The organism is Parabacteroides provencensis, from assembly GCF_900232875.1.
Lineage (GTDB): Bacteria > Bacteroidota > Bacteroidia > Bacteroidales > Tannerellaceae > Parabacteroides > Parabacteroides chinchillae.
The window spans coordinates 1,054,604-1,080,068 of sequence record NZ_LT960488.1; the positions used below are offsets into that span (position 1 = coordinate 1,054,604).

At 39.9% G+C, this 25,465-nt stretch carries 21 protein-coding genes; 9 read left to right on the forward strand and 12 right to left on the reverse strand.

Features of this window, described 5'->3' with window-relative positions; translation table 11 throughout:
- Positions 1-41 precede the first annotated feature (41 nt).
- Positions 42-1,139 carry a FecR family protein gene (locus CTY47_RS04715; protein ID WP_233202086.1) on the reverse strand — a complete coding sequence of 366 codons (1,098 nt, stop codon included), beginning with the start codon at positions 1,137-1,139 and terminating at the stop codon, positions 42-44.
- 140 nt (positions 1,140-1,279) lie between these two features.
- Between CTY47_RS04715 and CTY47_RS04720 the strand changes: the two genes are divergently transcribed.
- On the forward strand, positions 1,280-1,828 hold the full coding sequence (locus CTY47_RS04720; RefSeq protein ID WP_099463635.1) for an RNA polymerase sigma-70 factor: 549 nt from the start codon (positions 1,280-1,282) through the stop codon (positions 1,826-1,828).
- A 32-nt stretch (positions 1,829-1,860) separates the two neighbouring features.
- Here CTY47_RS04720 and CTY47_RS04725 read toward each other — a convergent pair whose 3' ends face one another.
- The 7 genes from CTY47_RS04725 to CTY47_RS04755 form a co-directional block, all read right to left on the reverse strand.
- On the reverse strand, positions 1,861-3,462 hold the full coding sequence (locus CTY47_RS04725) for a DUF4855 domain-containing protein (RefSeq protein ID WP_099463636.1): 1,602 nt from the start codon (positions 3,460-3,462) through the stop codon (positions 1,861-1,863).
- A gap of 6 nt (positions 3,463-3,468) precedes the next feature.
- Positions 3,469-4,266 carry a glycoside hydrolase family 16 protein gene (locus CTY47_RS04730; RefSeq protein ID WP_099463637.1) on the reverse strand — a complete coding sequence of 266 codons (798 nt, stop codon included), beginning with the start codon at positions 4,264-4,266 and terminating at the stop codon, positions 3,469-3,471.
- Between the two features lie 30 nt (positions 4,267-4,296).
- Positions 4,297-5,886, reverse strand: a complete 1,590-nt coding sequence (locus tag CTY47_RS04735) for a SusD/RagB family nutrient-binding outer membrane lipoprotein (RefSeq protein WP_099463638.1) — start codon at positions 5,884-5,886, stop codon at positions 4,297-4,299.
- 13 nt (positions 5,887-5,899) lie between these two features.
- Positions 5,900-9,217, reverse strand: a complete 3,318-nt coding sequence (locus tag CTY47_RS04740) for a SusC/RagA family TonB-linked outer membrane protein (protein ID WP_233202087.1) — start codon at positions 9,215-9,217, stop codon at positions 5,900-5,902.
- Positions 9,218-9,530: 313 nt separating this feature from the next.
- Positions 9,531-10,412 carry a PIG-L deacetylase family protein gene (locus CTY47_RS04745; protein ID WP_099463639.1) on the reverse strand — a complete coding sequence of 294 codons (882 nt, stop codon included), beginning with the start codon at positions 10,410-10,412 and terminating at the stop codon, positions 9,531-9,533.
- A 25-nt stretch (positions 10,413-10,437) separates the two neighbouring features.
- Positions 10,438-11,472 carry a FecR family protein gene (locus tag CTY47_RS04750; RefSeq protein ID WP_099463640.1) on the reverse strand — a complete coding sequence of 345 codons (1,035 nt, stop codon included), beginning with the start codon at positions 11,470-11,472 and terminating at the stop codon, positions 10,438-10,440.
- Positions 11,473-11,546: 74 nt separating this feature from the next.
- Positions 11,547-12,116 (reverse strand): RNA polymerase sigma-70 factor, encoded by a 570-nt coding sequence (locus CTY47_RS04755; RefSeq protein ID WP_099463641.1) that lies wholly within the window; start codon positions 12,114-12,116, stop codon positions 11,547-11,549.
- A 141-nt stretch (positions 12,117-12,257) separates the two neighbouring features.
- On the opposite strand from CTY47_RS04755, the gene CTY47_RS04760 reads away from it, so the two are divergent.
- The 8 genes from CTY47_RS04760 to CTY47_RS04795 all read left to right on the forward strand — a co-directional run bounded on the left by CTY47_RS04760 (position 12,258) and on the right by CTY47_RS04795 (position 21,945).
- Positions 12,258-15,056, forward strand: a complete 2,799-nt coding sequence (locus tag CTY47_RS04760) for an outer membrane beta-barrel protein (protein WP_099464080.1) — start codon at positions 12,258-12,260, stop codon at positions 15,054-15,056.
- Between the two features lie 193 nt (positions 15,057-15,249).
- On the forward strand, positions 15,250-16,017 hold the full coding sequence (gene surE, locus CTY47_RS04765; protein ID WP_099463642.1) for a 5'/3'-nucleotidase SurE: 768 nt from the start codon (positions 15,250-15,252) through the stop codon (positions 16,015-16,017).
- Positions 16,018-16,032: 15 nt separating this feature from the next.
- Positions 16,033-17,166 carry a lipid-A-disaccharide synthase gene (gene lpxB, locus CTY47_RS04770; protein WP_099463643.1) on the forward strand — a complete coding sequence of 378 codons (1,134 nt, stop codon included), beginning with the start codon at positions 16,033-16,035 and terminating at the stop codon, positions 17,164-17,166.
- Positions 17,167-17,259: 93 nt separating this feature from the next.
- A complete protein-coding gene (locus CTY47_RS04775) occupies positions 17,260-18,003 on the forward strand; it encodes a NigD1/NigD2 family lipoprotein (RefSeq protein ID WP_099463644.1) in 744 nt (247 codons plus the stop codon).
- Between the two features lie 132 nt (positions 18,004-18,135).
- Positions 18,136-18,669, forward strand: coding sequence for an RNA polymerase sigma factor (locus CTY47_RS04780; RefSeq protein WP_099464081.1), 534 nt, complete (start codon positions 18,136-18,138; stop codon positions 18,667-18,669).
- A 1-nt stretch (position 18,670) separates the two neighbouring features.
- Positions 18,671-19,207 carry a hypothetical protein gene (locus CTY47_RS04785; RefSeq protein WP_099463645.1) on the forward strand — a complete coding sequence of 179 codons (537 nt, stop codon included), beginning with the start codon at positions 18,671-18,673 and terminating at the stop codon, positions 19,205-19,207.
- A 24-nt stretch (positions 19,208-19,231) separates the two neighbouring features.
- Positions 19,232-20,323, forward strand: coding sequence for a DUF4097 family beta strand repeat-containing protein (locus CTY47_RS04790; protein ID WP_099463646.1), 1,092 nt, complete (start codon positions 19,232-19,234; stop codon positions 20,321-20,323).
- A 164-nt stretch (positions 20,324-20,487) separates the two neighbouring features.
- Positions 20,488-21,945, forward strand: a complete 1,458-nt coding sequence (locus CTY47_RS04795) for an IS1182 family transposase (RefSeq protein ID WP_099463647.1) — start codon at positions 20,488-20,490, stop codon at positions 21,943-21,945.
- 225 nt (positions 21,946-22,170) lie between these two features.
- Here CTY47_RS04795 and CTY47_RS04800 read toward each other — a convergent pair whose 3' ends face one another.
- The 4 genes from CTY47_RS04800 to CTY47_RS04815 all read right to left on the reverse strand — a co-directional run bounded on the left by CTY47_RS04800 (position 22,171) and on the right by CTY47_RS04815 (position 25,459).
- Positions 22,171-22,560, reverse strand: coding sequence for a hypothetical protein (locus CTY47_RS04800; protein ID WP_099463648.1), 390 nt, complete (start codon positions 22,558-22,560; stop codon positions 22,171-22,173).
- Entirely contained in the window at positions 22,557-23,120 is a 564-nt protein-coding gene (locus CTY47_RS04805) for an RNA polymerase sigma factor (RefSeq protein ID WP_099463649.1), read from the reverse strand. The genes CTY47_RS04800 and CTY47_RS04805 overlap by 4 nt, the downstream gene beginning before the upstream one ends.
- 10 nt (positions 23,121-23,130) lie before the next feature.
- On the reverse strand, positions 23,131-23,514 hold the full coding sequence (locus CTY47_RS04810; protein ID WP_099464082.1) for a DUF6249 domain-containing protein: 384 nt from the start codon (positions 23,512-23,514) through the stop codon (positions 23,131-23,133).
- Between the two features lie 286 nt (positions 23,515-23,800).
- Positions 23,801-25,459 (reverse strand): Gfo/Idh/MocA family protein, encoded by a 1,659-nt coding sequence (locus CTY47_RS04815; RefSeq protein ID WP_099464083.1) that lies wholly within the window; start codon positions 25,457-25,459, stop codon positions 23,801-23,803.
- Positions 25,460-25,465: the final 6 nt, after the last annotated feature.

Genomic DNA, 25,465 nt, shown 5'->3' on the forward strand with positions numbered 1-25,465 from the left:
GTTTTATCCATAGGCAAACTGATTTTATTAGACATTAATCATTATTTTTTATTCCAAAGGATAACTTTGGTTTTCGTTATTTTCTCGCTGTCATCTGTCAAGACATGATTTATCTTATAATCTATATTTGATGATATTTTCAAATAATCCAATATTTGAGGTAATTGCCGGTTGACAAATGTACCAGTAAAACAATAGCTCTTAATAATCGCATCCTTAACCTCAAAATCGACATTATAGAAATAAGACAATCTCTTTAGAACTTCAGGTAAAGGGCTGTCCTTAAACATTAACTTTCCCTCCATCCACCCTGTATCATACATAGTATTTACTGTTTCTACATTCAAAGTATTAGATAATAAATCATAGGAGGCTCTCTCCGAAGGCAAAAGTGCCCTGCTAAGTTGTCCTTTTGCTGTTTTAATCTCAAGATCAATACGTCCGTTTACCAATGTGGCACATATCTTGTTTTCTCCGGCATATGCCTGCAAATTAAATTCTGTTCCTAATACTTTTACAGACATTTTGTCGTCAATTACGCCAACGATAAAAGGACATTCAGGATTATGCGTTACTTTAAAATAAGCTTCGCCTACTAATGATACTTTCCGTAGATCCTTATCATAAGGCAAAGGATAAGTAATCGAACTACCTGAATTTAAACACACAACCGTACCGTCCGGCAATTCCAGATTTGTACGCATACCGGCATTGGCTTGAACCGTAATTGTCTGAGACTTTATCAAACGTAACGCTTTAAAGTTCTTCATATCAAGTAAAGTTACAGACAATAAAAATGCCCCAATAAAACAAGCAGCAACCGCAACAATACGGCGAAAATATAAATTGAAAGAACGTTTCTTCAATTTACTCTGAATCTGATTAAATGCTTTTAACGGATCACGATCAGCCAAACGCTTCTGTGTTCGCTGCGCAAAATAAATACGAGCGATCTGGAGAAGTTCTTTTTCATGTTCATTATTCTCTTTCAACCAGTCTTCAACCAGTCTCCGCTCTTCTGCCGAAGCTTCCTCACGGACGTATTTTAATAAAATTACGCCGCCCGGTTCCGTTAACTCATCATATTTAATTTTTTCTTCCATATAACCGCCTTCTATTAATAAGACAATACTTTCCATATCATACCCTAAACGAGTATGGAACTTTTTTCAGACATATGGCAATATTTTTTCTTTTTCTTTTGATTTTATGTAGTTTCATTTGTTTTTACAATTAAAAAATTACCTTTGCCTTACTGGGAAAAGTATATCTAATACGTATGGAAGACGCATCATTATTGGAATTAATGAGGATGGGAAATAAAGATGCTTTCAAACAGTTGTTTGTGAAGTACTACTCACCTTTATGTGAATTTGCTTCACAGTACATCCCTGATGAAGATTCAGAAGAACTAATTCAAGACCTTATGTTATTTATTTGGGAAACAAAAGAAAAACTCGTCATCGAAAATTCATTAAAATCCTACTTGTTTACTTCCGCCAAACATCGTTGTCTGAATGCTATAAAAAAACAAATCTATCATGAAAGAATACATTCCATACTCTACGAAAAACTAAAAGACCAATTTGAAAATCCGGATTATTATTTCATAAACGAACTGAGCCAGAACATCCAAAATGCAATTAATGAACTACCCGAAGGTTATCGCGAGACATTTACGTTAAGTCGTTTCGGTGAAAAAACAAACGCCGAGGTCGCAAAGACTCTCGGCGTTTCAATAAAAACGGTGGAGTATCGAATTTCACAATCTTTAAAAATACTCCGGATCAAACTAAAAGACTATCTTCCTCTCTTTATGTATTTATGACAAGTCCTGCCTGTCTTCCGTTTTTACCATAACTAATCAAATGACACTTTATTAAGTTTCAAAATAGATTCTTTAGCTTGGGAATGTATTTCTATTTCCAGATAAAAAGGCTGATTAAACGGCCAATATTCTGTATCTCCGTTAAAGTCGTCATCCATAGAAAAAAACAAAACATCATTAACATATAACTTTATATTTCCGGCCGTCCATTCACAAATAAAAGAATGGTAATCTCCCGACAAATTAAGAACAGGAAGTGTAGCTCCTTTCTTATTACCCGTCTCCCAATTTAATTCTTTGGAAAAAATTCCACCTTTTATACAATCCGGATACTTACCATCATACTCCAACAGGGTTATCTCTCCACTTTGTATCCCTGGGCCATACAATCCTTTTACAGGCTTGAGACGCGCCGATACTTTTACATCGGGATTATCGGAAAGCAACTTCGCTTTCACCTCTATACGTCCATATTGTTTTTCGAGTAAACCTTTCGTACTAACAATATAAGGTGTTTGCTGCTTTACTTTCCATATCGAACTATCCAAGCCGATAATAGGACCCGAAATCTTACTTATCTGCCTTCTCTTCCAAACTAAAGAAGCCAGCCGGTCTATTAATGCCCTATCTTTGAGATTGGAAGATTTTGAGAAACCCAATATGGCCCCTCCTCCTTCATAATAAGCAATAGCGGCATCGTCATAAACCCCATTTTTCTCAAAACGATCCAAATAAGCAACCAAACGATCATAAAAGGAATCTTTCTGACCAGCAAATACACGTTCATCAAACTCTACTTCAAGTCCCAGATTATGAGTACGTGCCAAACGGCAAGTTTCGTCAATCCGTTGATCTGGTATAGAGGCTTCAAAGAAATGGTTCGGTTGTGCATAAGCCACATCAAATCCTAATTCTTTCCAATCGCTATATCCCATCGCATTCCAATATGGAATCCAGTAAAACAAGAAATCTTTAGAGCGTATATAATCTCCGATAGGAACAGTAAGTGCTTTGCTTGTAACTATATCTTCCGATACCCAATAGAAACCAGCCAAGTCCAAATTAGCAAATCCTGCTTCTTTAAAACGTTTGGTCAATTCGTCAATATACCATCGACAAGCTTTCAATTTATCGGCATCATTCGAAAAATCCAAAGACTGTCCATCTAATGTTCCCCAATCTTTCTGATCAGGAATTGGCTCCGGTAATCCTATTACAACTTTATGGCGAAAAGAAGGAGTTCCAATTTCTTTAACCTGCGATTGAATACATTCGTTCAATGCATACAACGATTTACCTTTCTCAAAAACACGATCCATCAACCAAATCCATTCTTGCTTCCGGGCCGGCAGTTTCTCATAACGGGAAGCATAACAACGGCCTTTACCATCCTTAAATTCAAGAAATAAAAAGCCATCGAATAACCAGTTTTTATTGCCATCCGCATTCTGGTGGACAACATAAGGCAAAAATTGATCGGCTGTCCAATCCATACGATGTGCCCCTCCCTGATAAATCAAGACCATATCCGAAATATCCGTTTGTTTATAGCCTTTTGCCAAAGGCTGGGAAAATAAATTCCCAGCCCAAAGTACACAAAGTAAAAATAACCCAGACAAATATTTGCACCTCATACAATCTTACCTCTTATAAACCTTTACATAGTCTACCATAAACGTATCCGGAGCACAAGCATTCTTTATACCTTCCAAAGTTGCAGGAATCTCCATACTCAGAATCATATATTCGTCAATATTAGAAATACCGACAGTCTGCTCATGATATTTCAATCCATCTATAAAAAACGAATATTTCTGATCCGTCCATTCCAAAGCAAACGTGTGGAACCCTTCGGAAAGTCCTTCCAGGTAACTGGTCATCTGACCACTCGATTTCTGATTAGGTCCATAAGCCCAATGCAAGCAATGTGTCAACGTATCAGCACCTAACCCTTTGAAGTACTCGAAAATATCTATTTCGGTACCAAACTTACCCGGATCTTCTCCATTTGATATCTGTGGAGACTGGAACCAAAAGGCAGCCCAAGGCCCATCACCTTTTTGTAGTTTGGCACGACATTCAAAATAACCATAAGTCGTCATATAAGTTTCACCTGTTCCAACCATACTCGCCAGAACGCTATCTTTCTTAATGTCGTACATAAGTAATAGATTACCGTTCTCTACCTTTACCATAGACGGATCGTTATATCCAATACGCCGAGGACCGGTTTGACGACATTTCCATTTGGCCGTATCCAATTCTGTTCCATCAAAGTTGTCTTCCCAAACTAACTTATATCCATGGTCTTCTGGGATAAAAACGTCTTGAGTCAACGCATTATTAACTGGTACTTTCGTTGTTTCTTTCTTACCCGAAGGCAAACAAGCACTCATCATACACATACATGTCACTAAGACAGGAATCAAATTTTTCATATTATATCAGATTGTATTTAACGTACTACTTTATTTACATCTACCTGTATCCCACCAAACACGAACATGGCCTCCGTCACCTTTGCCGTTATTCAGGCTTTTATCGGTAGCATGAGCCATATTAATACGCCGTTCTTCATCGGGATAATATATTTTCTTAATAAATTCTCCGGGTTTGATATTCGAATCATCACATCTGACAATCGGTTTCAAATCAGGGTACCCTGTCCGGCGAAACTCAGCCCAAGCTTCGGCACCAACCGGATATAGCGCTATCCATTTTTGAGTTATAATCTTTTTCAGGTTCGACTCAAAATCACCGGAAACATCCCAGGCTACGTTTCCCGTCGTTATATACGTCTCATCTTTTGTCAGATCTAAAAGCTTGGTATCTATACCATCTCTTGATTCTGCGAAAGAAGTCCGGATACCTTCTTCATAATTATCTTTGGCATTTCCGGCTCCATTCCACCCGCGAAGAGCAGCTTCAGCTTTCAAGAAACAGACTTCCGAATAGCGCATTACCGGATAGCGTTTGGTAATCCAGACACTTGTAGGATCTACTCCTGCTGTATTCCAGTTAGGGAAAAACATCATTCCATGTACATTCGAATTTTCATCCAATGTGTAGCCAGGCATAGCCAACTGATCTGCCGGCAGTCCGTTTGGAACGCCTTTGTAAGCGTCTCCTTTTCCTTCTGTTACAAACAATTTCGTTTTTCCTATATAAAGTGTTTCACGGGGATCAACCACCGTCCCCGTATTTTCCAGAATATCGACCAATGTAGCACTCACCCTAAACTCACCCCAATGACTGATCGTAATTAACGGATACCCCAAGCTATTCCAATCATCTTTATTTGTCATACAGGTTGCACCATCATCTATTGAAGACATAACTCCGGCAGCCAAAGCCGCCTCACCTTCCTGGCGTGCTTTTTCAGGATCTATAAAAGAGAGACGTATCGCACACCGGAGACGAATTGAATTGGCAAACTTTATCCATTTAGAGACATCTCCATTATAAATAAAGTCGGAATTGCCTAGTGCATTCTGGCCTTTCAATCCGCTTTGCAAAACTTCAACAGCTTCACGCAGTTCTTTGAAAACATCATTATAAATATCCTTTTGACTATCATACTTTGGTTGTTCGATATTTATTCCAGCTTCCGAATAGGGCATGTCTCCGTATATATCAGTCATCTTAGCCGAAGAATAAGCCAATATGATACGCATTAGTTGATAAGTCTGGACTGAATGCGGGTTTTCGGTTATCTGGCTACCTACCATTTTTATATTTTTCATAACTCCCGTATAGTGAGGCCCCCACAAACCTCCTGTAGGGTAAGCGTCTTCATACACATAACGGTCCACACTATAACCCGTTGATGTATTTGCAATGTATTGAGCATATAAAGCAACCCCCAATTGATCGCCCAACTGGTAATTATCCCAAGCTATATTCGTAACTTTCCATGTAACAAAAGGAAATACCAATTCAGGATTAAGTGATGAAGATGCCAACGGGTTTTTATTTAATTCCACAAATGAATCTGTACAGCCAGACAACAAGCAGGCAAACAAACCTATAGTAAATATATTTTTTATTTTATTTTTCATAACTCAATTCGATTTAAAATTTAACATTCAAATTGAAGCCAAAACTTCTTGTCGGCGGCATAGATGAAATTTCAAATGCCTGTGCATAATCGCTACGTGAAAAGGCTCCTTCCGGATTTGACGGCGTATTTTTCTTTATAAAAAACAAATCGCGCCCAACGAGTGAAAATTTTACACTTTTCAATGGAGTTTTATCGATCCATGCTTTAGGTAAATTCCAACCGACAGACATTTCACGCATTTTTACATACGAACCGTCATATAAAAATTCTTCGGCAACACCGTCCGGGCCTCCCACTGTTTCATAAAATTGCTGAGAAGTAATAGCTACAGTATTAGGCTGGCCGGTATCCACACTGACACCCTTCACAACCAATCCTCCATCACGATGTGCTAACGTCCGTTCCGAATTACCCAATTTACAGGCATATGCATCTGTTACAGACACAACATCACCACCATGTTTTATGTCAATCAACATATTAAATATCACATCTTTCCAACGAAGAGTAGTAGATACAGACCCTGTCCAGTCTGGCATCATATTGCCAATTACCTTATCGCTTTCAAAAATTGGCAAGCCATCAGCATTAATTTTCATGTTGCCAACCTCATCACGAACATAAGCTTTTCCTATAATGTCGCCAAATTTTTCACCTTCCCGGACAACAACGTTACCAATGCGTACACCTCCCATATCCCAACGTTTCACCGTAGGATCCAATTTTATACAACGAGACATATTCGTACCCCAATTCAAATTTACATCCCATTGCCAATCTTTGGTTTGAACAGGTATAAAGTTAAGCATCAACTCGACACCATGGCTGGCCATTTCTCCGGCATTGATTAACTTCGTAGTATAACCGGAAGACTGAGCCACCGATATTCCCAATATCTGATTGGTAGTTTTTGAATTATAATACGTAAAATCCAAACCTATTCTTCCACTAAACATACGTAAGTCTAAACCAGCTTCATAAGAGTTGGTTGATTCCGGTTTCAATGTAGCCAACGGAAATCCGTTCGGGGCAGATGAACCCAATACGGGTGTAATAATTGTATATACTCCATACACCGGATACAGACGATATGGACTTGTGTCATTACCCACTTTTGCCCATGAACCACGAATCTTCAGAAAAGAAATCTGTTCCGGCAATTTAACCATCTCCGATATTATCCCACTTAAACTAACAGAAGGATAGAAATAAGACCAGTTATCGGATGGTAAAGTAGAAGACCAGTCATTACGCCCGGTTAAATCCAAATAAACCATACTTTTATATCCGAACTGCACATTGCCTAAAACAGAATGAACCTCTTTTTTACTGAAGCCTTCTTCCACCGTTTTATTCCCGCCGTTAGATATAGCAACTAAGCCAGGAACGGTAAAACGTCCGGAACGCGCATTCAGTACTTTACTCGTTTCCGCACGGAAAGCTGCACCCAAATTTGCCATAAGAGAAAAATCACCGAATGTCTTATTAAAGTTAAGCATAACATCCGAGTTTATTTCCTGAAATGTATTTGTATAAATCGTATATTGATTGCTGCCCGAATTATATGAAAACGGCATCATTATTCTCCGGTCGGTATCATACCAGTCCAAACCAACCTTACCGTTCAGGCGCAACCAGTCGGTGAAAATTATAGAAGCATTTATCTGGCCGATAAAGCGGTTCATGACATCTTTATTACCATTCCCTTTATAATAATAAGCATATGGATTAATGTATTCATTACTGGCTCCGCTCCAATTTACAGGATTTCCATCCAAGCCTTCCGGATTTTCCAAATCGACAGTACGGATACTTCTTGGCATTTTTATAAACTGGTTGGCAATACCATACTCTCCCTGATCCGGACGATTCCGTCCTTTCTGCCGGATATAATTAGCTTTCATCCCAACCTGCAACCATTGGTTCGAAAAATTAAGGTTGGCATCAATATACTGGCGAGTTAAATTATGAGAAGGCGTGACACCATTATTTCTGGAATCCGAATATGCCATACGTCCCGATAAAGATTTGCCTCCGGCAGCCAAAGAGACACTATTATTATAATTCACTCCAGTACGATAAAAATCCATCATCTGACTATTTTGCGAAGTCATAGCATATGGCTGATAACGATCATCTCCGTAAATACTGTTTCTCCAGTTCGGGACTGTCATACTACCATCCATTTCCGGTCCCCAACTTCCCTTTGCATCTATCGAATATTGCCCGTTACTACCCTGACCGTATATATTCTGCAATTTATAAGATTCATAAGGGGTACTAAAACTTACATTTCCATTATATTCTATAGTTAAAGGCTGATCTATTTTTCCTTTTTTAGTCACCACAAGAATCGCTCCGTTTTGGGCACGGCTACCATACAATGCAGCAGCATTGGCTCCTTTCAATACCGAAATGCTCTCAATATCTTCCGGATTAATTTCGGACGCTCCACCGGAATAATCAGGATTTCCCCATTCGTTCGCCTCCCCTTGCATATTATCACTAATCGGAATCCCGTCTACCACCCATAAAGGCTGGTTATTTCCACTTAGCGAACTTAAACCACGCATGATTACACGCGTCGATCCTCCCATTCCTGTACCTGATTGTGAAATCTGCACTCCCGCCACTTTTCCTTGCAGCATATTAGACACACTCTCCGAACGATTTTCAATCAAATTATCCGTCTTTATCTCCTGCATAGCGTACCCTAATGCCTTTTTCTCACGTTTGATGCCCATAGCCGTGACTACCACTTCGTTCAATTCTTCTATAGAGGAAGCTAGCACAACATCTATCCTATTTTTTCCATTAATTGGTACCTCTTGTGGTTTATATCCTATATAGGATACTTGCAGAATCGCATTACTATTTGGTATTTCTATCGAGAAATTACCGTCAATGTCTGTTATTACACCATTGGCTGTACCTTTTACTACCACATTCGCCCCAATAACAGGCTCTCCGCTTTTATCAGAGACATTACCGGTTATCTTTTGTTTCTGTTGGATATCTTTTTTTTCAACTTTATCTTTTAGAACAATATAGCGATCGCTAATTACGTATGAAATATTTCCATTTTTAAATAAAGTATTCAATATTTCGGTTACATTCTCTTTCTTAACGGAAATATCTACTTTGCGCGTTACATCTACCACCTTTTTATTGTATAAAAAACGGAATTCTGTTTGGGATTCTATCTGATCCAACACTTCCTCGATAGAAACATCATTCAGCTTCATTGTCAGTGTTGTTACTTGGGAGTAAGAGGTTGATGCCACAGATTGCATCACGCAACAAATCAATAGTATTAGACATATTCTCATAACCAGAAATGTTTTCGAGGCAAAAAAATGCCCTGTGATTTCCTTAATCGAACAAGATTTCATATTTTTGTATGTTTAGTTAGAAAATAAGGTTTATTATGCACATTTTTGAAACTAAATGATCTAAAGGGGAGGTGTACCAGACCTTCCCTTTTATATTTAGAATCAACTGAAATTTAAATTTATCCGCTGTTCAGTTTTTCCATATCCATTCGTTTTTAAGGTTAAAATTTATATTCTCTTATCTCTATAAATAAGACAGCGTACAAAAATTCTTCCACATTAGAAAAGGCTTGATTAACTTATATTAATACTATCTGGGTAACATCGGAAATAGCTGCAGGACTTCTTCCTTATCAGGCTCATTTCCATATTCACAAATCTCGAAAGCTTCAAAATAAGAGATATTTTTCACCTGCTTCGGAGAGTACCATTTAAGAGCCGGTTCACGATATTTATCAGACATTTTCCTTCTCAACAAATGATCAGCTACAAGTTTTCTCCTGCCTGCTACATCCGCAGGTACATCTTCTTCATACCCTCCGTTCCAAGGCAACCATTCATATACCTGCGATTCGTGGGCACAAATTGCATCCAACTTCTGTTCAATCACAGGAGTTATGTCGATCACGATATCCGGTGAGAACGGAGCTGGTTTCTGAAAATTATCATGCATATATAAAAAGACCGGAGCTTTTAACAAAGGTTCGCCTCCCGGAACCATTAAAGGTACAGAAATCATATAAGCAGCATCCTGTACAATTGTCGAGGCATAACGGTGATCCGGGTGATAATCATTAGGGCGATGTGTTATCACAATATCAGCCTTCCAATCACAGATCATGCGAATAACCGCTTTCCTGTTTTCTAATGTCGGCATTAATTCTCCATCATGGTTGTCCAGATTCTCATAAACAATGCCCAAACTACGGGCTGCTTCTTGCATCTCCTGTTTTCTACGAACAGCCAAGGCCTCCGGTTGCATTTGGTGATGCCCTTTATCTCCGTTAGTAAGAGAAACAAATTTCACCTTATGCCCCATTTTTGAAAATAAAGCCGCCGTACCTCCTGCATAAATATCACAATCATCCGGGTGGGCACCAAACACAATAACCCGAACCGGCTCCCCGGCAAACATAAATGAGAGAAAAGATGCAACCAACAAAAAGGCTGCCCCAACAATCAGTTTTTTCATATTTATATGATTTAAAAATTAAATGCTATGGCTTTCTTTTTACACTATAAAATTCGATATGTGTTTTATTATAACGATTATCCGAAGATTTTCTCGGTTCATACACTTTGTAATCAATCGGAGCCGTAAGCTTCATCAATTCAAGGATAACAGGCAACGATTCCTTCTCAAATGTTACTCTATAGGGCTGCATTCCTATTTCAGGGTCACGGATCGTAATATCTACATTATAAATCTGACCGATTTTCTTTAAAATATAAGAAAGAGAGTCATCCCTGAAGATAAGGTTGCCATCTTTCCATGCGTACCATTTATAAGGGTCTGTTTCCGTTATTTCAAAGGATTTATTTACGTCTCCATACAGCAACCGCTCTCCTGGTTTCAAACTGACTTTATCTGCTTCGTTATTCAACTGTACATGTACTTTACCTCTTACCATAGTTACAGCAACAGGCTCTTTTTTATAGGCCTCGACATTAAAAGCCGTCCCGGTAGCTTTCACTTTTAACAGATCAGTTGCTACAATAAAAGGGTTTTCTTTATCCGATTCCACTTCAAAAAAAGCTTCGCCCGATAAAAACACACTCCTCTCTCCATTTTTGAAAACTGTCGGGAATTTTAACGTACTACCCGCATTCAACCATGCCACTGACCCGTCCGGTAAATTTATTTGCGAATAGGTTCCAAACGGCACAGTTATTTTTTGATAAGAAACATAATTCTCGCCCGCATCATTTCTAAAATAAAAATAAGCGGAAAGAATCAGTAAAGGCAATAGCAAAACTGCTGCAACTTGCTGCCAGTATTTATATAAAGTTAGATACCATGGCTGTAATGACAGTTTACCCATTACTTTAGCATGAGCCTTTTCCAAATCATCATCAGTCACTAAAAACTGCGGATTTGATAACTGCCATAAGTTTTGTAATTGTTCATAATGCCGTTTATTTTCAGGATTTTTCTTTACCCATGCAGCTAGCATAGTTATCTCCTCCGGAGTAGCCACGCCGGAAAAATAAGCAATGACCAATTCTTCTATTTGTTTTTCTGATTGTTCCATATTCTGTTTTACTATAAATAAGACAATTCAGAGAGTAGTATCCACATTAAAACAACGTTATTTATAATTAAAATTCAGAGTAACCTCAATAGGCATACAAGACAAAGCAAAAAGTCTTTCAATAAAGTACGTAACATTTCCAGCGCCTTACTTATTCGCACCTCTACAGTCCTCTCCGATACATTCAGCCGTATAGCAATATCTTTATACTTCATTCCCTGCATACGGTTCATTTCAAAAGGTAACCGAAACGCTTCAGGAACTTGTTGTAATGCCAAAAGGAAATGAGTTTGCAGATCGGAAAACAACACATAATTTTCCGTATTAATTTCATCCAGCACCGGATTAGACATCATATCAGAAGCATGTTCCTGCACTATGTTCCGGTGTTGAATCTCATTCATACATCTATTGCGAACGGAAGTCAATAAATAAGATTTTAGTGATGTGGTTATTTCCAGGCTTGCACGATCATTCCATAAATTAAGAAATACAGACTGAACGATATCTTCACAAACCATCTTGTTCGAAAGAAAAACTCCTCCAAACCGGACCAAATCTTTATAATAAGAAGTAAATAAAATAGAGAAAGCCTCCTTATTTCCCCTTCTTAATTCGGCTAACAACATCAATTCACTTTGCATAAAACGAGTCTCCCGTAATTGACGGCAAGATACGACTTATTGTTAATTATATCAAATAGAACAATTAAACATTAAACTAATATAAACAGAGACTGTCTATTTTTCTCAGACTTATTTAGAACTAAAGGATACAAGTTTATGATAAAATCGGGAAAATACCTCATTTTGATGGTATTGATACTCCTCTCACTGTCTCTTTCAGCACAGAATTCGGGAGTAAATGTTAATGGGGTCGTAGTGGAAGAAAGCACGAATGAACCTGTAGAACAAGCAACCATCCGTTTGCTAAGTGTAAAAGACAGTGCATTGGTTCGTGGTACGGTCAGCGGAAATAATGGTAGTTTTACCTTGAAAAATATCAAAACCGGAAACTATTTATTACACATTACCTTTGTTGGTTATGATCCTTTATATCAACCACTGCGTATTACGGGGAAAACAAATCCGGTTAATGTAGGGAAACTGGCACTAAACGACGGAAGTATTCAATTGGGCGAAGCAGTTGTTATAGGCAAAGCCCCGGAAGTTGTTGTCCGCAACGATACCATGGAATACAATGCAGATTCTTATAAAGTGACCGAAGGTTCTGTACTTGAAGACTTGCTAAAAAAGATGCCTGGTGTTGAAATAGACAGCGACGGGAAAATAACCGTCAATGGTAAAGAAGTGAAGAAAGTGATGGTAGATGGGAAAGAGTTCTTTTCCGACGACCCAAAAGTCGCATCTAAAAATTTACCCAGCAAAATGATAGATAAGGTACAAGTTCTGGATAAGAAAAGCGATATGGCCATAATGACCGGATTTGATGACGGAGAAGAGGAGACTGTTATCAACCTGACTGTAAAACCTGGCATGAAACAGGGCTGGTTTGGTAACGCGTTTGCCGGTTACGGCAGTAAAGACCGATACGAAGGTAATGCTATGGTAAACCGTTTCATCAACAATGATCAGATTACTTTCATGGGGGGAATAAATAATACAAATAACATGGGGTTTTCAGATCTTGCTTCCACCATGTTTGCAGACATGGGAGGTGGAGGCAGACGGGGATTTGGTCGTGGCGGAGCAGGAAATGGTATTACCTCTTCGGGCAATGCCGGATTAAATTTCAGTAAAGAATTTAATAAAAAGATGACATTAGGAGGCAATGCACGGTATTCCCATTCCGACAATGAAGCCAGCAGCAAAAGTTCCCAACAAAATTATCTGCCTAACGATAGTAGCTCTTATTATGACGAACAGAACCGGAGTAATACAAAAAATGATAATTTCGGCATAAATTTCCGCATGGAATGGCAGCCGGATACTCTTACCAGAATCATATTTACTCCCGACTTCAGCTATAGTAACAGTCATAACTGGGAAAGTGGAAATTTTCATACTTTATCCGGAAATATGGATACCGTAAATGTGGGAAATTCCAACTATTTTTCCGATGGTGAAGGGCATAATTTGAATGCCCGATTGGAGTTCAGTCGCAAATTAAACAGTAAAGGCCGCGTGTTTAGTGCTTCTATATCGGGAGGGCTTAGTGACTCCTATAACCAAGGAATGAATCAATCTTCTACTCAATATTATCAGCTGGAACCCGATCTAAAAGATGAAATCATCGACCAGAAATTCCGGTACGACAACAAAGGCTTCAACTACCGTGCCTACTTATCATGGGTAGAACCTATAGGACACAACAATTTTATCCAATTAACTTATAGCATCAGCCAGCGTAAGCAAGAATCTCTGAAAAACTCATACACCATTGACGAGAACAATGAATACACAGTACTCGACACCGCTTACAGCAAAAGTTACCGTAATAACTTCATCAATCAAAGAGCAAGCCTGAGCTTCAAATCACAACGCAAAAAATACAATTATACGATCGGTTTAAACTTAGATCCGTCTTATTCCAGTAGCGAAAATTTTGTAGGAGACAGTACTTTTTCCAATCTGTCACGCAGTGTTGTAAACTTATCTCCCATGGCCCAGTTTAACTATATGTTTGACAAACGTACAAACTTGCGCATCACGTATAGCGGACGGACAAGCCAGCCCAGCATGACCCAGTTACAGCCTGTAGCAGACATTAGTAATCCTTTGAACACAATCATAGGTAACCCGGATCTGAATCCTCGTTATACAAATAATCTGTCGGTTCGTTTTCAAAAATTTGTACCGGAAAAGCAACGTGCTTTCATGATAATGGCAAATGCCAGTTATATCGTAAACGATATTGTCACTTATTCTACATACGAAGGGAACAGTGGTAAAAAAGTTACGACTTACGAAAACGTAAACGGTAATTACAGCGCAAATATCCGCGCCATGATAAATACTCCGCTCCGAAATAAACGTTTTTCTATCAACTCGATGACAATGGGATCATTTGCCAACAATAACGGATTTATCAACGAAGAAAAAAACACGAACAAAAACCTGATTCTTTCCGAACGCGGCGGTATAGACTTCCGTTCGGCTTATCTTGATCTGGGAGTAAATGGTAATATCCGCTACAACGGAACAACAAACTCATTACAAGGGCAAAAGGATCAAAACACCTTCAACTATGGTGTAGGAGGTAATACGATTGTTTACCTGCCACTCGATTTTAAAATAGAAAGTGATATAAACTGGTCTACCAATTCAGGATATGCCGACGGTTTTCAGCAAAAAGAAGTGCTATGGAATGCTTCGGCATCAAAAACCTTCCTGAAAAACAAACAGGCAACCCTTCGTTTCAAAATATATGATATTCTGCAGCAACGCAGCAACATTTCACGCTCGGTTACGGCCAACTATATCCAGGATACGGAATATAACACTTTAAGTAGTTATTTCATGGTACACTTTATTTATCGTTTCAGTATCTTTAAGGGAGGCGGCTCAATGCAAGATGTCCAGATCCCCGGTCGCCATAGAAGAATGGGGCCTCCAAGAGGATGATAAAATAATGACTTACCATGCGTCATAAAAGCATTCCCAATAAATACAACTATAATTTTTTTGACTCATAGTTATGATTTTAAAAAGTCATAACTATGAGTTCGTTTTTTTGTTTTACAGGAGTAGGGGGATTTTGCTTAGTAAGCATTATCTTTGCATGACCCTGCAGTAAATATAAAATAAAACAATAAATATGACAAAAGAAAGACCGCTTATCTTAATTACAAATGATGATGGCGTATTGGCAAAAGGCATTAATGAACTGATTGTTTGTCTCCGCGACCTGGGAGACATTATTGTGTTTGCACCGGACGGTCCACGCTCTGGTATGGCAAGTGCTATTACTTCACTCGTTCCTATTAAATATACATTGCTAAAAAAGGAAGAAGGATTGACAATCTATAGTTGCTCGGGTACCCCTGTTGACTGCATTAAACTATCCATTAACGAAATCCTGGACAGAAAACCGGACTTGCTTGTTTCCGGCATCAATCACGGAGGCAACATGGCCATTTGTGTAAACTATTCGGGAACGATGGGAGCTGCTGCCGAAGGATGTATTTTCGACGTACCGTCAATAGGCGTTTCATTATTAGACCATGCTGCCGACGCCGATTTTTCGGAAAGTTGCCGTCTGGCACGTATGCTTGCCCGGCGCGTGTTGAAAGAAGGACTTCCACATGGTACATATCTCAACCTGAATGTTCCAAAAACTTCACATGTTTTAGGATTAAAAGTATGTCGCCAGGCTGACGGTAGATGGATTAAAGAATTCAAACGCTCGGAAGATGCAAGCGGCAATCCTGTATATTGGCTTACCGGAGAATTTAAAAGCAATCAACCCATTCATCCGGACAATGATATGTTAGCGCTGAACAGCGGCTATGCATCTCTCGTACCATGTAAGATAGATGTTACAGATTATGACTTCATATCTACCCTCAATAATTGGGAATTATAATATTCTTTTCTTTATATGAAATATTATCTGATAGCCGGTGAAGCTTCCGGGGACCTGCATGCTTCCAACCTGATGGCTGCACTGAAAGAACAAGATAAAGAAGCGGATTTCCGCTTTCTGGGAGGGGATCTTATGCAAGCCGTTGGAGGTACTCTGGTAAAGCATTATCGCGAAATGGCATTTATGGGATTCATCCCTGTATTGCTCAACCTGCGTACGATATTAAAAAACATGCAGACATGTGAAGAAGATATCAGCCGCTATCAGCCGGATGTGGTAATATTGATCGATTATCCGGGTTTCAACCTGAAGATTGCCAAATTTGTAAAAACAGTGCTACACTTACCTGTTTACTATTATATATCTCCTAAAATCTGGGCTTGGAAACAATATCGCATTAAAGATTTCAGAAAGTACGTAGATAAGATGTTCTGCATACTACCTTTCGAAACTGAATTCTATCATAAGCTCAATTATACAGTAGATTATGTAGGCAATCCGTCTGTCGACTCAGTAGCCCTATATATGGAACAAAAGGCTGTTTCCCGTGATATTTTTTATAAAGAAGAAAACCTGAACGATAAACCAATCCTAGCTTTACTTGCCGGCAGCAGGCGGCAAGAAATAAAAGACAATCTCCCCACTATGTTAAATGTAGCTGCCTCCTACCCAGATTATCAACCGATAATAGCAGGAGCTCCTGGTATCAGCCCTGATTTTTATAACAACTATACGGGCAATCATCCGGTAAAAATCATTTTCGGAAAAACTTATCCGCTTCTGCAACATAGCAAAGCCGCTTTGGTAACTTCTGGAACAGCAACACTGGAAACATCGCTTTTTCGCATACCGCAAGTTGTTTGCTATTATACGCCGGCCGGTAAACTGGCAAGTTTCATCTTCCGCCATTTTTTCCATACAAAATATATTTCATTAGTAAATCTGATAGCCGGGCGGGAAGTGGTACAAGAATTATTCGGAGCACGTTTTTCCCGGCAGCAAATCCAGGAAGAATTAGGACGGATTTTACAAAATAAAGAGTATCGTCAAAAGATGCTGGATGGTTACGATGAAGTAATCCGGATACTCGGAAAGCCCGGAGCATCCGAGAGGACAGCACGACTAATTTATCACTCACTTCTGCATTAACATCTTTTATTAACGCCTTATGCAGCATTTTATTACAGTTATTCATCTTTCCTTATACAAACGAAGAAATAACATTGTAATGATACTAAAGGTATGAAGACGTTGAAATCAATTTTATTTGTTGCAGGAGTTTTTTTAACTTCACTTACATTTCATTCCTGTCTGGATGATGACGGTTACTCACTGGATAAATTCTGGATAGAACCCGCCACCGTAGTGCCCATTAACGACAATTCTTTTTATTTACGGACAGACGATGGTTCTACTTTATGGCCGGCAGCCCCGATCTATATTCATTACGAAGCAAAAGAACGACAGAGAGCGTGGGTAAATTACACAATTTTAGGTGATTCTATCGGAAACTATTCTCACTCTATCAAAATTAACGGGATATCCGACATTCTTACAAAAGATATAGCAAAAAACCTGGGGGACGAAAACGATTCTGTCTATGGTACAGACCCTGTTTCCATCAAAAATCCCAAACAAGACATCTGGATTTCCGACAATTTCCTGAATATCCTGTTCCGTATGAATTACGGCGGTTCAAAAAAACACTTTGTGAACGTAATACAACCGGATGAAAAGAATCCTTATTTGCTTGAATTCCGTCACAATGCCTATTTCGATCCGGCTGTTACATCCACAGAAGGCCTTGTTTGCTTCCGGATGGAAAGCTTGCCTGATACAAATGGAAAAACCGTAACATTAACATTACGCGTAAAAACATTTGAAGGAGAAAAAGAATATACATTAGAATATAATTCCGATAAGCAAGAATCTTCTGACAATAGCAAAAGTATTAATATGACAGGAGATATGGATAACTTGGAATAAACCTTCCCACATAACTTTTATTTTTATCATTTAGTTCAGGAGGAGAGACATCGGGATGATGCCTCTCTTTTTTTGTATAATTTTGTATCGTTGATGCAACGTTACAAATACGGCCTTCGTTTATATAAACAAATGGAAGAAATTACTGCACATCTGATAGAAGGTTGCCGGCAAGGGAAACGAGCCTCACAACTCGCCCTTTACAAGCAATTTGCACAAAGGCTATACATAACCTGCGTACGAATCACCGGCAATCAGGAAGAAGCGGAAGAAGCAATGCAGGATACATTCCTGAAGATATTTTCCCGCCTCGACCAGTATCACGATAGTCAGTGTTTCGAAGCCTGGATACACAGAATAGCTATCCATACTGCCATTGATTACGTACGTCGGCAAAAACCCGATTGGGAACAATTGCCGGACAATATGGCCGAGCAACCGGACGATGACAAAGAAGTGGAAGAACAAATCCACTATACCGTCCTTCAGGTAAAAGAAGGCATGAAAAAACTAGCCGCCGGCTATCGCGTAATCCTCTCTCTTTACCTCTTTGAGGGATATGATATGGAAGAGATTGCCTCTATCCTGAACATTCAACCGCCGAGCGTACGCAGCCAATACCTGCGTGCCAAGCGTAAACTTTTAGATATTATAGGAGCTAATTAATATGGATAAACTAAAAGATTTCATTGATGCCAATAAGGAAGCATTCAACGACGACATGCTTCCCCAAGGACACTTTGAACGTTTCGAACGGAAGCTAATAACTTCCTCCGGTAGACGTTTCAAAAGAAAGCAACTATACATGATCGGTGCTTTTATTGCTGCTGCTTGTTTTGCCTTGCTATTTATCCTTCGGATACCCGGTGGAAGCACGATTCCCAACCCTGTCAAACAACAGACTGCACAACACTGCCAGAAACAGGAAATAGAAGAACTCCGTATCTACTACAACATGCAAATGAATGATGTAATGGCACGTATGGAAGAAATCTACAAAGAAGACAAAACACCTGGTACGTCAGAATTATTACAAGCAACAAAGCAAGTGCTTCGAGACAATTACATGTTCGAACAAACCGTACTGCCAACTCTACCCTGCAGCAATAACGGACTGTATGCTATGACACAACATTACAACAGTAGTCTGGAAGGACTCTCCATTATGCTCAAGCAGATGGAGCAGGTAGCGGGTAGCAAATAGATAACAATTAAAAACTTAAATAAAATGAAGTATTCAGTACAAACAAAAAACTATTCACTATGCCTGGTAGCCATGTTAATGCTACTATGCAGTCTTCCGGCTTTAGCAAAAGATCAGGGATATACAAAACGAAAAGAGATAAACAAATCTTTCAACGTAAGCATGAATGATCTTCTGCAAGTAGACAATCGCTATGGTAACATCACTATCGCATACTGGGGTAAGAAAGAAGTAGCCTTCCGTATCGTAATAGAATCGAAATCAAGCAATGAAAGCAGAGCCCAGACAGAACTGGACCGTGTAAATATCGATCTGCAAAAGTCCGGTAATACAGTATCTGCCATCACCAGCCTGGCTAAGAGTTCAGGCAACTGGAACTGGGGAAACGGTGAAAACAACAGCCTCAATATCCACTACTATATCAACATTCCAAATGGTTTAGCCATAGATTTGACGCAGAAGTACGGAAACATTGACTTGCCAGCCAGCAACGATGGCAAATGCGATCTGCATGTTAAATACGGCAACCTGAAGGCCGGAAATTTCAAAGCCGGGCTCACAGTGGAAGCCAAATATAGTAATGTGACCATCGGCAATGTGAACAATGCAGAACTGGAAGTTGGCTATGCAGGCAACGTCAGTATCGGTAATGCCAAAGAGCTGAACATAGACAGCAAATATTCCAATCTTACTCTGCAAGATGTAAAAAAACTATCTCTGGAAAAGAAATACGGCAACCTGAAGGCCGGAACTATCGAAAGTGTTTCACTGGAAATGAAATATAGTGAAGGAACCATCCAAGCTATAACCAGCCAGCTTATTGTAGACGAATTGAGCTACGGCTCACTTACGGTAAAAGAATTGTCGCCCAACTTCAGGGAAGTAAATGTCAACGCCAGATACGGCAATCTGAATCTGAATATCCCTGCCAAAGCAGCCTTCAAAGTAAGCGCCGACAATATGAAATATGGGAACTACAGCATTAAAGGATTTAACATCACCTCTTCGGAGAAAGAAGATAAAAGAACTTATCGCTCTGAAATAAATAACGGTGGCAACCGCACCATCTATTTCAACGGCAACGGATATAGCAACTTAAAGATAAATGCAAATTAATGCACACTCGCTTATGAATAACTAAAAAGCCCGCGTTGTGAAAGAGGGCACTGAAAAAGTATCTCTCCATTGATGGAATCTAAAATTCATCGGCATATATTCAAGTGATAAACTTGTGTATGTGCCGATTTTTTAGTAACTTTATGGTACATAATCAGAGAGATATGTTACCACTACAACGAACCATTCAGTTCAGCGATTATGCTGATTTATATGATTTGATCCTCCCTAAGGATAACCTGTTGCGGCAAATCAATGATTTAATAGACTTCTCTTTTATCCACCAGGAGCTGGTAGATAAGTATTGTCAGGACAATGGCAGAATGGCAGAAAGCTCAGTACGGATGTTCAAGTATCTTTTGTTGAAGACGATCTATGACATTTCAGACGTTGATGTGGTAGAACGTTCCAGATATGACATGTCTTTCAAATACTTCCTTGATATGAATCCGGAGGAAACAGATTTGATCAATCCGAGTTCACTGTGTAAATTTCGCAAGTTGCGGCTTAAAGATAAGGATCTGCTCGATATGCTTATCGGTAAAACAGTGAGTATAGCCATAGAGAAAGATATTATCAAGTCACGCACGATAATAGTTGATGCCACCCACACCGGCTCACGGAGCAATCCTTGGTCTTCCCTGGAGATATTGCGGTTACGCTCCAAGCATTTACGTAAAAGCATCTATAACACTGACGATCGGATAAAGGGTTCTCTTCCAGAAAAGAACACGGTTGATGATATTGAACACGAGCTTGGCTATACAAAGGCGTTGATTGACGTGGTGGGTTCAAATCCCGCATTGGCCGAGGTCCCTAAGATTAAAGAACGGCTGAACATGCTCAAGGAGGTATTGTCGGATATCGAGGATCATTATGTGACTTCCAAGGATGGGGATGCGCGGATGGGCCATAAAAGCACGGATGATTCCTTCTTTGGTTACAAGACTCATATTGCCATGAGTGACGAACGCATCATCACTGCTGCGACTGTCACTTCTGGAGAAAAGGGAGACGGTCCACAACTTCAGGAACTTGTGGAGCAGAGCCGTGCAAACGGTATGGAAGTGGAGACAGTTGTAGGAGATACCGCATATTCGGGTAAGGACAACATTATTTTATCCAATGATGAAGCGAATGGATTTAAGCTGGTGGCAAGACTAAACCCGATGATAAGCAATGGTGCACGTAAAGATGAAGATAAATTCGAATTTAACAAGGATGCCGGAATGTTTGTATGTCCGGCCGGACACATGGCGATAAGGCGTGCCCGGCAAGGGAAAAAGAATCAGGCTAAAAACCAGGTTATGGTATATTACTTCGATGTAGAGAAGTGTAAGCCATGTTCACGAAGAAACGGCTGCTACAAGGACGGAGCCAGGACAAAAACATATGCCGTACAAATCCAATGCGAGCAACACAAGCGACAAGCCGACTTCGAGAAGTCCGATGAATTCAGAGAGAAGGCTAAAATCCGGTATAAGATAGAAGCCAAGAACTCAGAATTAAAAAACGTATTAGGTTATGACCGGGCCTGGGCGTATGGCATAGATTGCATGCGAATGCAAGGCGCTATGGTTATTTTCGTAGCCAACATCAAGAGAATCCTCAAATTAAGTTAATGATTAATGGAAAATATGTTTTTTAAGTTAGCCCATTTGAAGTCTTTTGGGGAAACAATCTAAGCCAATAGCGAACCATCCTTCTAAAAAAATAAAATTCGCCAAATCCAATTGAATGAACTTGGCGAACCTTTTGTTTTGCCTCATCGGAAGAGGAATGCTGAAAAATTGTATATTTTTCAGTGCCCTCGGTAAATCCTGAGGCTTTTTTATGTCTATCCAATTTTATTTATTATGCAAGTTTTCCTTCATCGACTCTTTAATCCGTAACCAATTATCCAGTTGGGTAAAGAAAAAGAATATCGAAACAGAACTACTGATTGTAAGTAATAATGGAAAGAAATGCTTTACCGTCTGGATCATACTGTCTGTCGCAGCATACTCTTTCATGCAAAGCATCACACCACCTGCAATAATCGCCATATAGACAATAAAAACAATAAGTATAGTACTGAAAGAAGGAAGCTTTTTCATGTAACACTTATGAATAGCTGCCCGCTTTTCTCCCATAATCAATGCCATGATACGCGCATTGAGCGAAAAAGGGGGTTGCTCGGCTGTATCTTTCATTAAATCCCGGGTCAGTTTATTAACATATTCTTCTGTTGTATTCATAATAAATCTGATATTTCTATTTTCATAGTCTTTTGTACTATTTCGTAAAAATGCTTGCGTGCACGAAATAATTTCACTTTGATATTGGAAGTAGTAAGATCGGTAATCTGGCGGATTTCCTCCACCGAACACTCTTCCAGATAATAGAGAGTAAGCAACAGGCTTTCGTCGGCCGGAAGCTCTTTAAGCACACGGGAAATGACCTCCTTACGATCTTCTCTTTCCAATACGGAAGAAGCTGCATTCATCTCGGCAACTGTCAGATCGGTTGCTCCTGCTTCTTCATAGCCGGCAAAGATATGTTGCCCACGCAAAGCAGATAAGGCCGTACGGTAGACAATCCGGTAAAACCAGGTAGAGAACTTACTCCCGAACTGGAATTCCGGTAGGGCACGATACATCTTTACAAAAGCATCCTGTACCACTTCTTCTGCCTCCTCGCGATTCTCCATAATACGAAAAGCAATGGTATAAGCCATCTTCTCGTACTTCGCGACAAGGCAGGAGAAACTTTGAGTATCCCCTGCCAAAATGCACGTTATCCATTTTTGCTCATCCATCCGGCAACTTTTATTTATTATCTTCTTGTCTCTCTTTCAACTGTATATTGCGCGAAACAAAGAAGTAAACAACAAAAGCAATACCTGCAAACAGAATCGCCATAGTAGGAATTGCCAGATTCAACCATTCTTCTACGGCCGGCATCATGGGATATACAAAAATTCCAACAATCAGTCCAAAAGCAAGTCCAATCATTACAATTCCATTTCGCAAGGCCGGATAGCGATTCGCCTTTTTTTCCGGTTCTTCAAGTATGAAACCTTTATCAATCATAGCCATCCGTTCTTCATGGCGGCTTTTAATAGTCTGATAACAAGCTACAATACCTAATACAACAGGTAATCCGACGGCACAAACAATTGCAATAATCGGAATCCATAATTCTGCATCCATATTCTTCTTTTTTTTAATGTTAATATATTGGTTTTGTAGATAAGACGCAACGCGAAGTAATTGGGTTACACTCCGCACATCGTTTTTTTTCGGTAGATAAAAAAAGGGGCACAAATCAACCAGGGAGACCTCTGTAATTATATAGGAGGCTTACAAATTAATCAGAGAGGTTGCTGTAGTTACATTGAAGGTTCACAAATTAATCAGGAAGGTCGTCATAATTAATTCTTCAAGCATAAAATTAATTACAACGACCTCCCACATTAATCGCACTGCGTTTTCAAGCTCAGGCCTTCTCGCCTCTTACGATTTCTTCTTTATCTTTATCCCAATACATAGTACGTCCTTCCAGATAAGCGCGGGTTCCCATGTGGGCAGTCATAGCTTCTTCAAAAGCACGGTCTATGTTACAACTCGGAGTCTTTCCCTGACGGATGCATTCCAGCCATTCACGGATATGAAGGTGGCTGGTATCATAACGGCGCCCGTTTACATAAGTGTAAAGCAAACCGCGTTTTGCAAAATACAATTCAGTCGGCGATGTTACCGAATCTGTGCTGTTCTGTCCCGGCACATATGTATAGAACGGTGTATCGGTAGGAATAATACCCTGGCTGATCTTGTCGGCATAACGGGTTGAATCAGGATCAACAGTAATGGCCAGCATGTTGGAAACTTCCATAGAAGCATCATGTCCCATGAAGACTTTACCACGTCCGCGGGCACTTGCCAACGTTGCACTATATAACATGGAGAGATCTTTATCCGGCCATTCGAATACGGTCTGCAAAACATCCGGAACCGTACGTCCGTCCTTAAAGAAGTACACGCCTCCGGAAGAAGTAGCCGAATGAGGAATACCGACGTGCATAATCTGGTTTACCGCATCATATTCATGAGTCAGCAAATCACCGGAAAGCCCTGTACTGTAATCCCACCAGCAGCGCCAACGGAAAAAGCGTTCCAGACTGAACTTATCACGTTCGTCCGGACCGATATATCTTTCCAGGCCATTCTTAGTCATATAATCCATATATTCCTTCACGCGGTCAGGATTACCTTCAAACTGTTTCCAGTCGATAGTATCGGGCGATGCTCCTTCAATAATATCATATACCCAAGCTCCGTTAGGCGAATTACGATTGGTACAAACCTCTATCAGATTCACTTTACCCAACAGCCCTTTGCCTATGATCTCTTCGGCCTTCTGGTAGCAGTCGGTCTGACGTCCCTGATGCCCTAACTGAAATACTATACCGCTTTCTTTCACGGCCTGACGTACCATGTAGGTTTCGGGCACGGTCCACGAAAGAGGTTTCTCTACGTAAACATGTTTTCCTGCACGGGCAGCTTCTATAGCCATAGTGCTATGCCAGTGGTCGGGGGTTGCAATAATTACAGCATCAATATCATCTGCGGCCAATAGTTCCTGATAGGTACGGTAACGCTTTGGTACGGCACCACCAAATTTACCGTTTGATCCTTCACGGTTAATATTGGAAGCTGCCAACTGGGCGGCTTCTGCATATTTATCAAATATATCGCAGACACCATTTACAACGACGTTAAGGTCGTCTTGCAACATATATTGCTCGTAATTGGTATCTTTCTTGTTCTGCTTGTGAAATTCAATAACTTTATCTATCCAGGAAGGTTCGGCAAATCCGGCCGCCCGCATCAAATCCTTGCCACGGATTCCGAATCCGATCATTCCCAAGCGTATCTGTTTACCATCTTTTACAGGTTCAAGATAACTGGCATTATCGCCGCTCACCTGAAATACATCTGATATATTGCGTCCCCTAAGGGCATCTTTTCTCTTCTGATAGACTCCGTAAGCCAATGCACCCAATACAGGTACGGTAGCCAACGTTTTCAACGCATCCCGGCGGCCTTTGTCAGGCTGTTGTTCCTGAGCGGGAGTTTTATTAACATCTTCTGCCATAGCCTT

Excerpts from the sequence above, each read along its gene's own strand:
- CTY47_RS04790 (WP_099463646.1), top strand. The coding sequence starts at position 19,232 with ATGAAGTATTCAGTACAAACAAAAAACTATTCACTATGCCTGGTAGCC.
- CTY47_RS04745 (WP_099463639.1), bottom strand. The coding sequence starts at position 10,412 with ATGAAAAAACTGATTGTTGGGGCAGCCTTTTTGTTGGTTGCATCTTTT.
- CTY47_RS04750 (WP_099463640.1), bottom strand. The coding sequence starts at position 11,472 with ATGGAACAATCAGAAAAACAAATAGAAGAATTGGTCATTGCTTATTTT.
- CTY47_RS04815 (WP_099464083.1), bottom strand. The coding sequence starts at position 25,459 with ATGGCAGAAGATGTTAATAAAACTCCCGCTCAGGAACAACAGCCTGAC.
- CTY47_RS04810 (WP_099464082.1), bottom strand. The coding sequence starts at position 23,514 with ATGGATGCAGAATTATGGATTCCGATTATTGCAATTGTTTGTGCCGTC.
- CTY47_RS04780 (WP_099464081.1), top strand. The coding sequence starts at position 18,136 with ATGGAAGAAATTACTGCACATCTGATAGAAGGTTGCCGGCAAGGGAAA.
- CTY47_RS04755 (WP_099463641.1), bottom strand. The coding sequence starts at position 12,116 with ATGCAAAGTGAATTGATGTTGTTAGCCGAATTAAGAAGGGGAAATAAG.
- CTY47_RS04740 (WP_233202087.1), bottom strand. The coding sequence starts at position 9,217 with ATGAGAATATGTCTAATACTATTGATTTGTTGCGTGATGCAATCTGTG.
- lpxB (WP_099463643.1), top strand. The coding sequence starts at position 16,033 with ATGAAATATTATCTGATAGCCGGTGAAGCTTCCGGGGACCTGCATGCT.
- CTY47_RS04805 (WP_099463649.1), bottom strand. The coding sequence starts at position 23,120 with ATGGATGAGCAAAAATGGATAACGTGCATTTTGGCAGGGGATACTCAA.
- CTY47_RS04730 (WP_099463637.1), bottom strand. The coding sequence starts at position 4,266 with ATGAAAAATTTGATTCCTGTCTTAGTGACATGTATGTGTATGATGAGT.
- CTY47_RS04785 (WP_099463645.1), top strand. The coding sequence starts at position 18,671 with ATGGATAAACTAAAAGATTTCATTGATGCCAATAAGGAAGCATTCAAC.
- CTY47_RS04715 (WP_233202086.1), bottom strand. The coding sequence starts at position 1,139 with ATGGAAAGTATTGTCTTATTAATAGAAGGCGGTTATATGGAAGAAAAA.
- CTY47_RS04720 (WP_099463635.1), top strand. The coding sequence starts at position 1,280 with ATGGAAGACGCATCATTATTGGAATTAATGAGGATGGGAAATAAAGAT.
- CTY47_RS04735 (WP_099463638.1), bottom strand. The coding sequence starts at position 5,886 with ATGAAAAATAAAATAAAAAATATATTTACTATAGGTTTGTTTGCCTGC.
- CTY47_RS04800 (WP_099463648.1), bottom strand. The coding sequence starts at position 22,560 with ATGAATACAACAGAAGAATATGTTAATAAACTGACCCGGGATTTAATG.
- surE (WP_099463642.1), top strand. The coding sequence starts at position 15,250 with ATGACAAAAGAAAGACCGCTTATCTTAATTACAAATGATGATGGCGTA.
- CTY47_RS04795 (WP_099463647.1), top strand. The coding sequence starts at position 20,488 with ATGTTACCACTACAACGAACCATTCAGTTCAGCGATTATGCTGATTTA.
- CTY47_RS04775 (WP_099463644.1), top strand. The coding sequence starts at position 17,260 with ATGAAGACGTTGAAATCAATTTTATTTGTTGCAGGAGTTTTTTTAACT.
- CTY47_RS04725 (WP_099463636.1), bottom strand. The coding sequence starts at position 3,462 with ATGAGGTGCAAATATTTGTCTGGGTTATTTTTACTTTGTGTACTTTGG.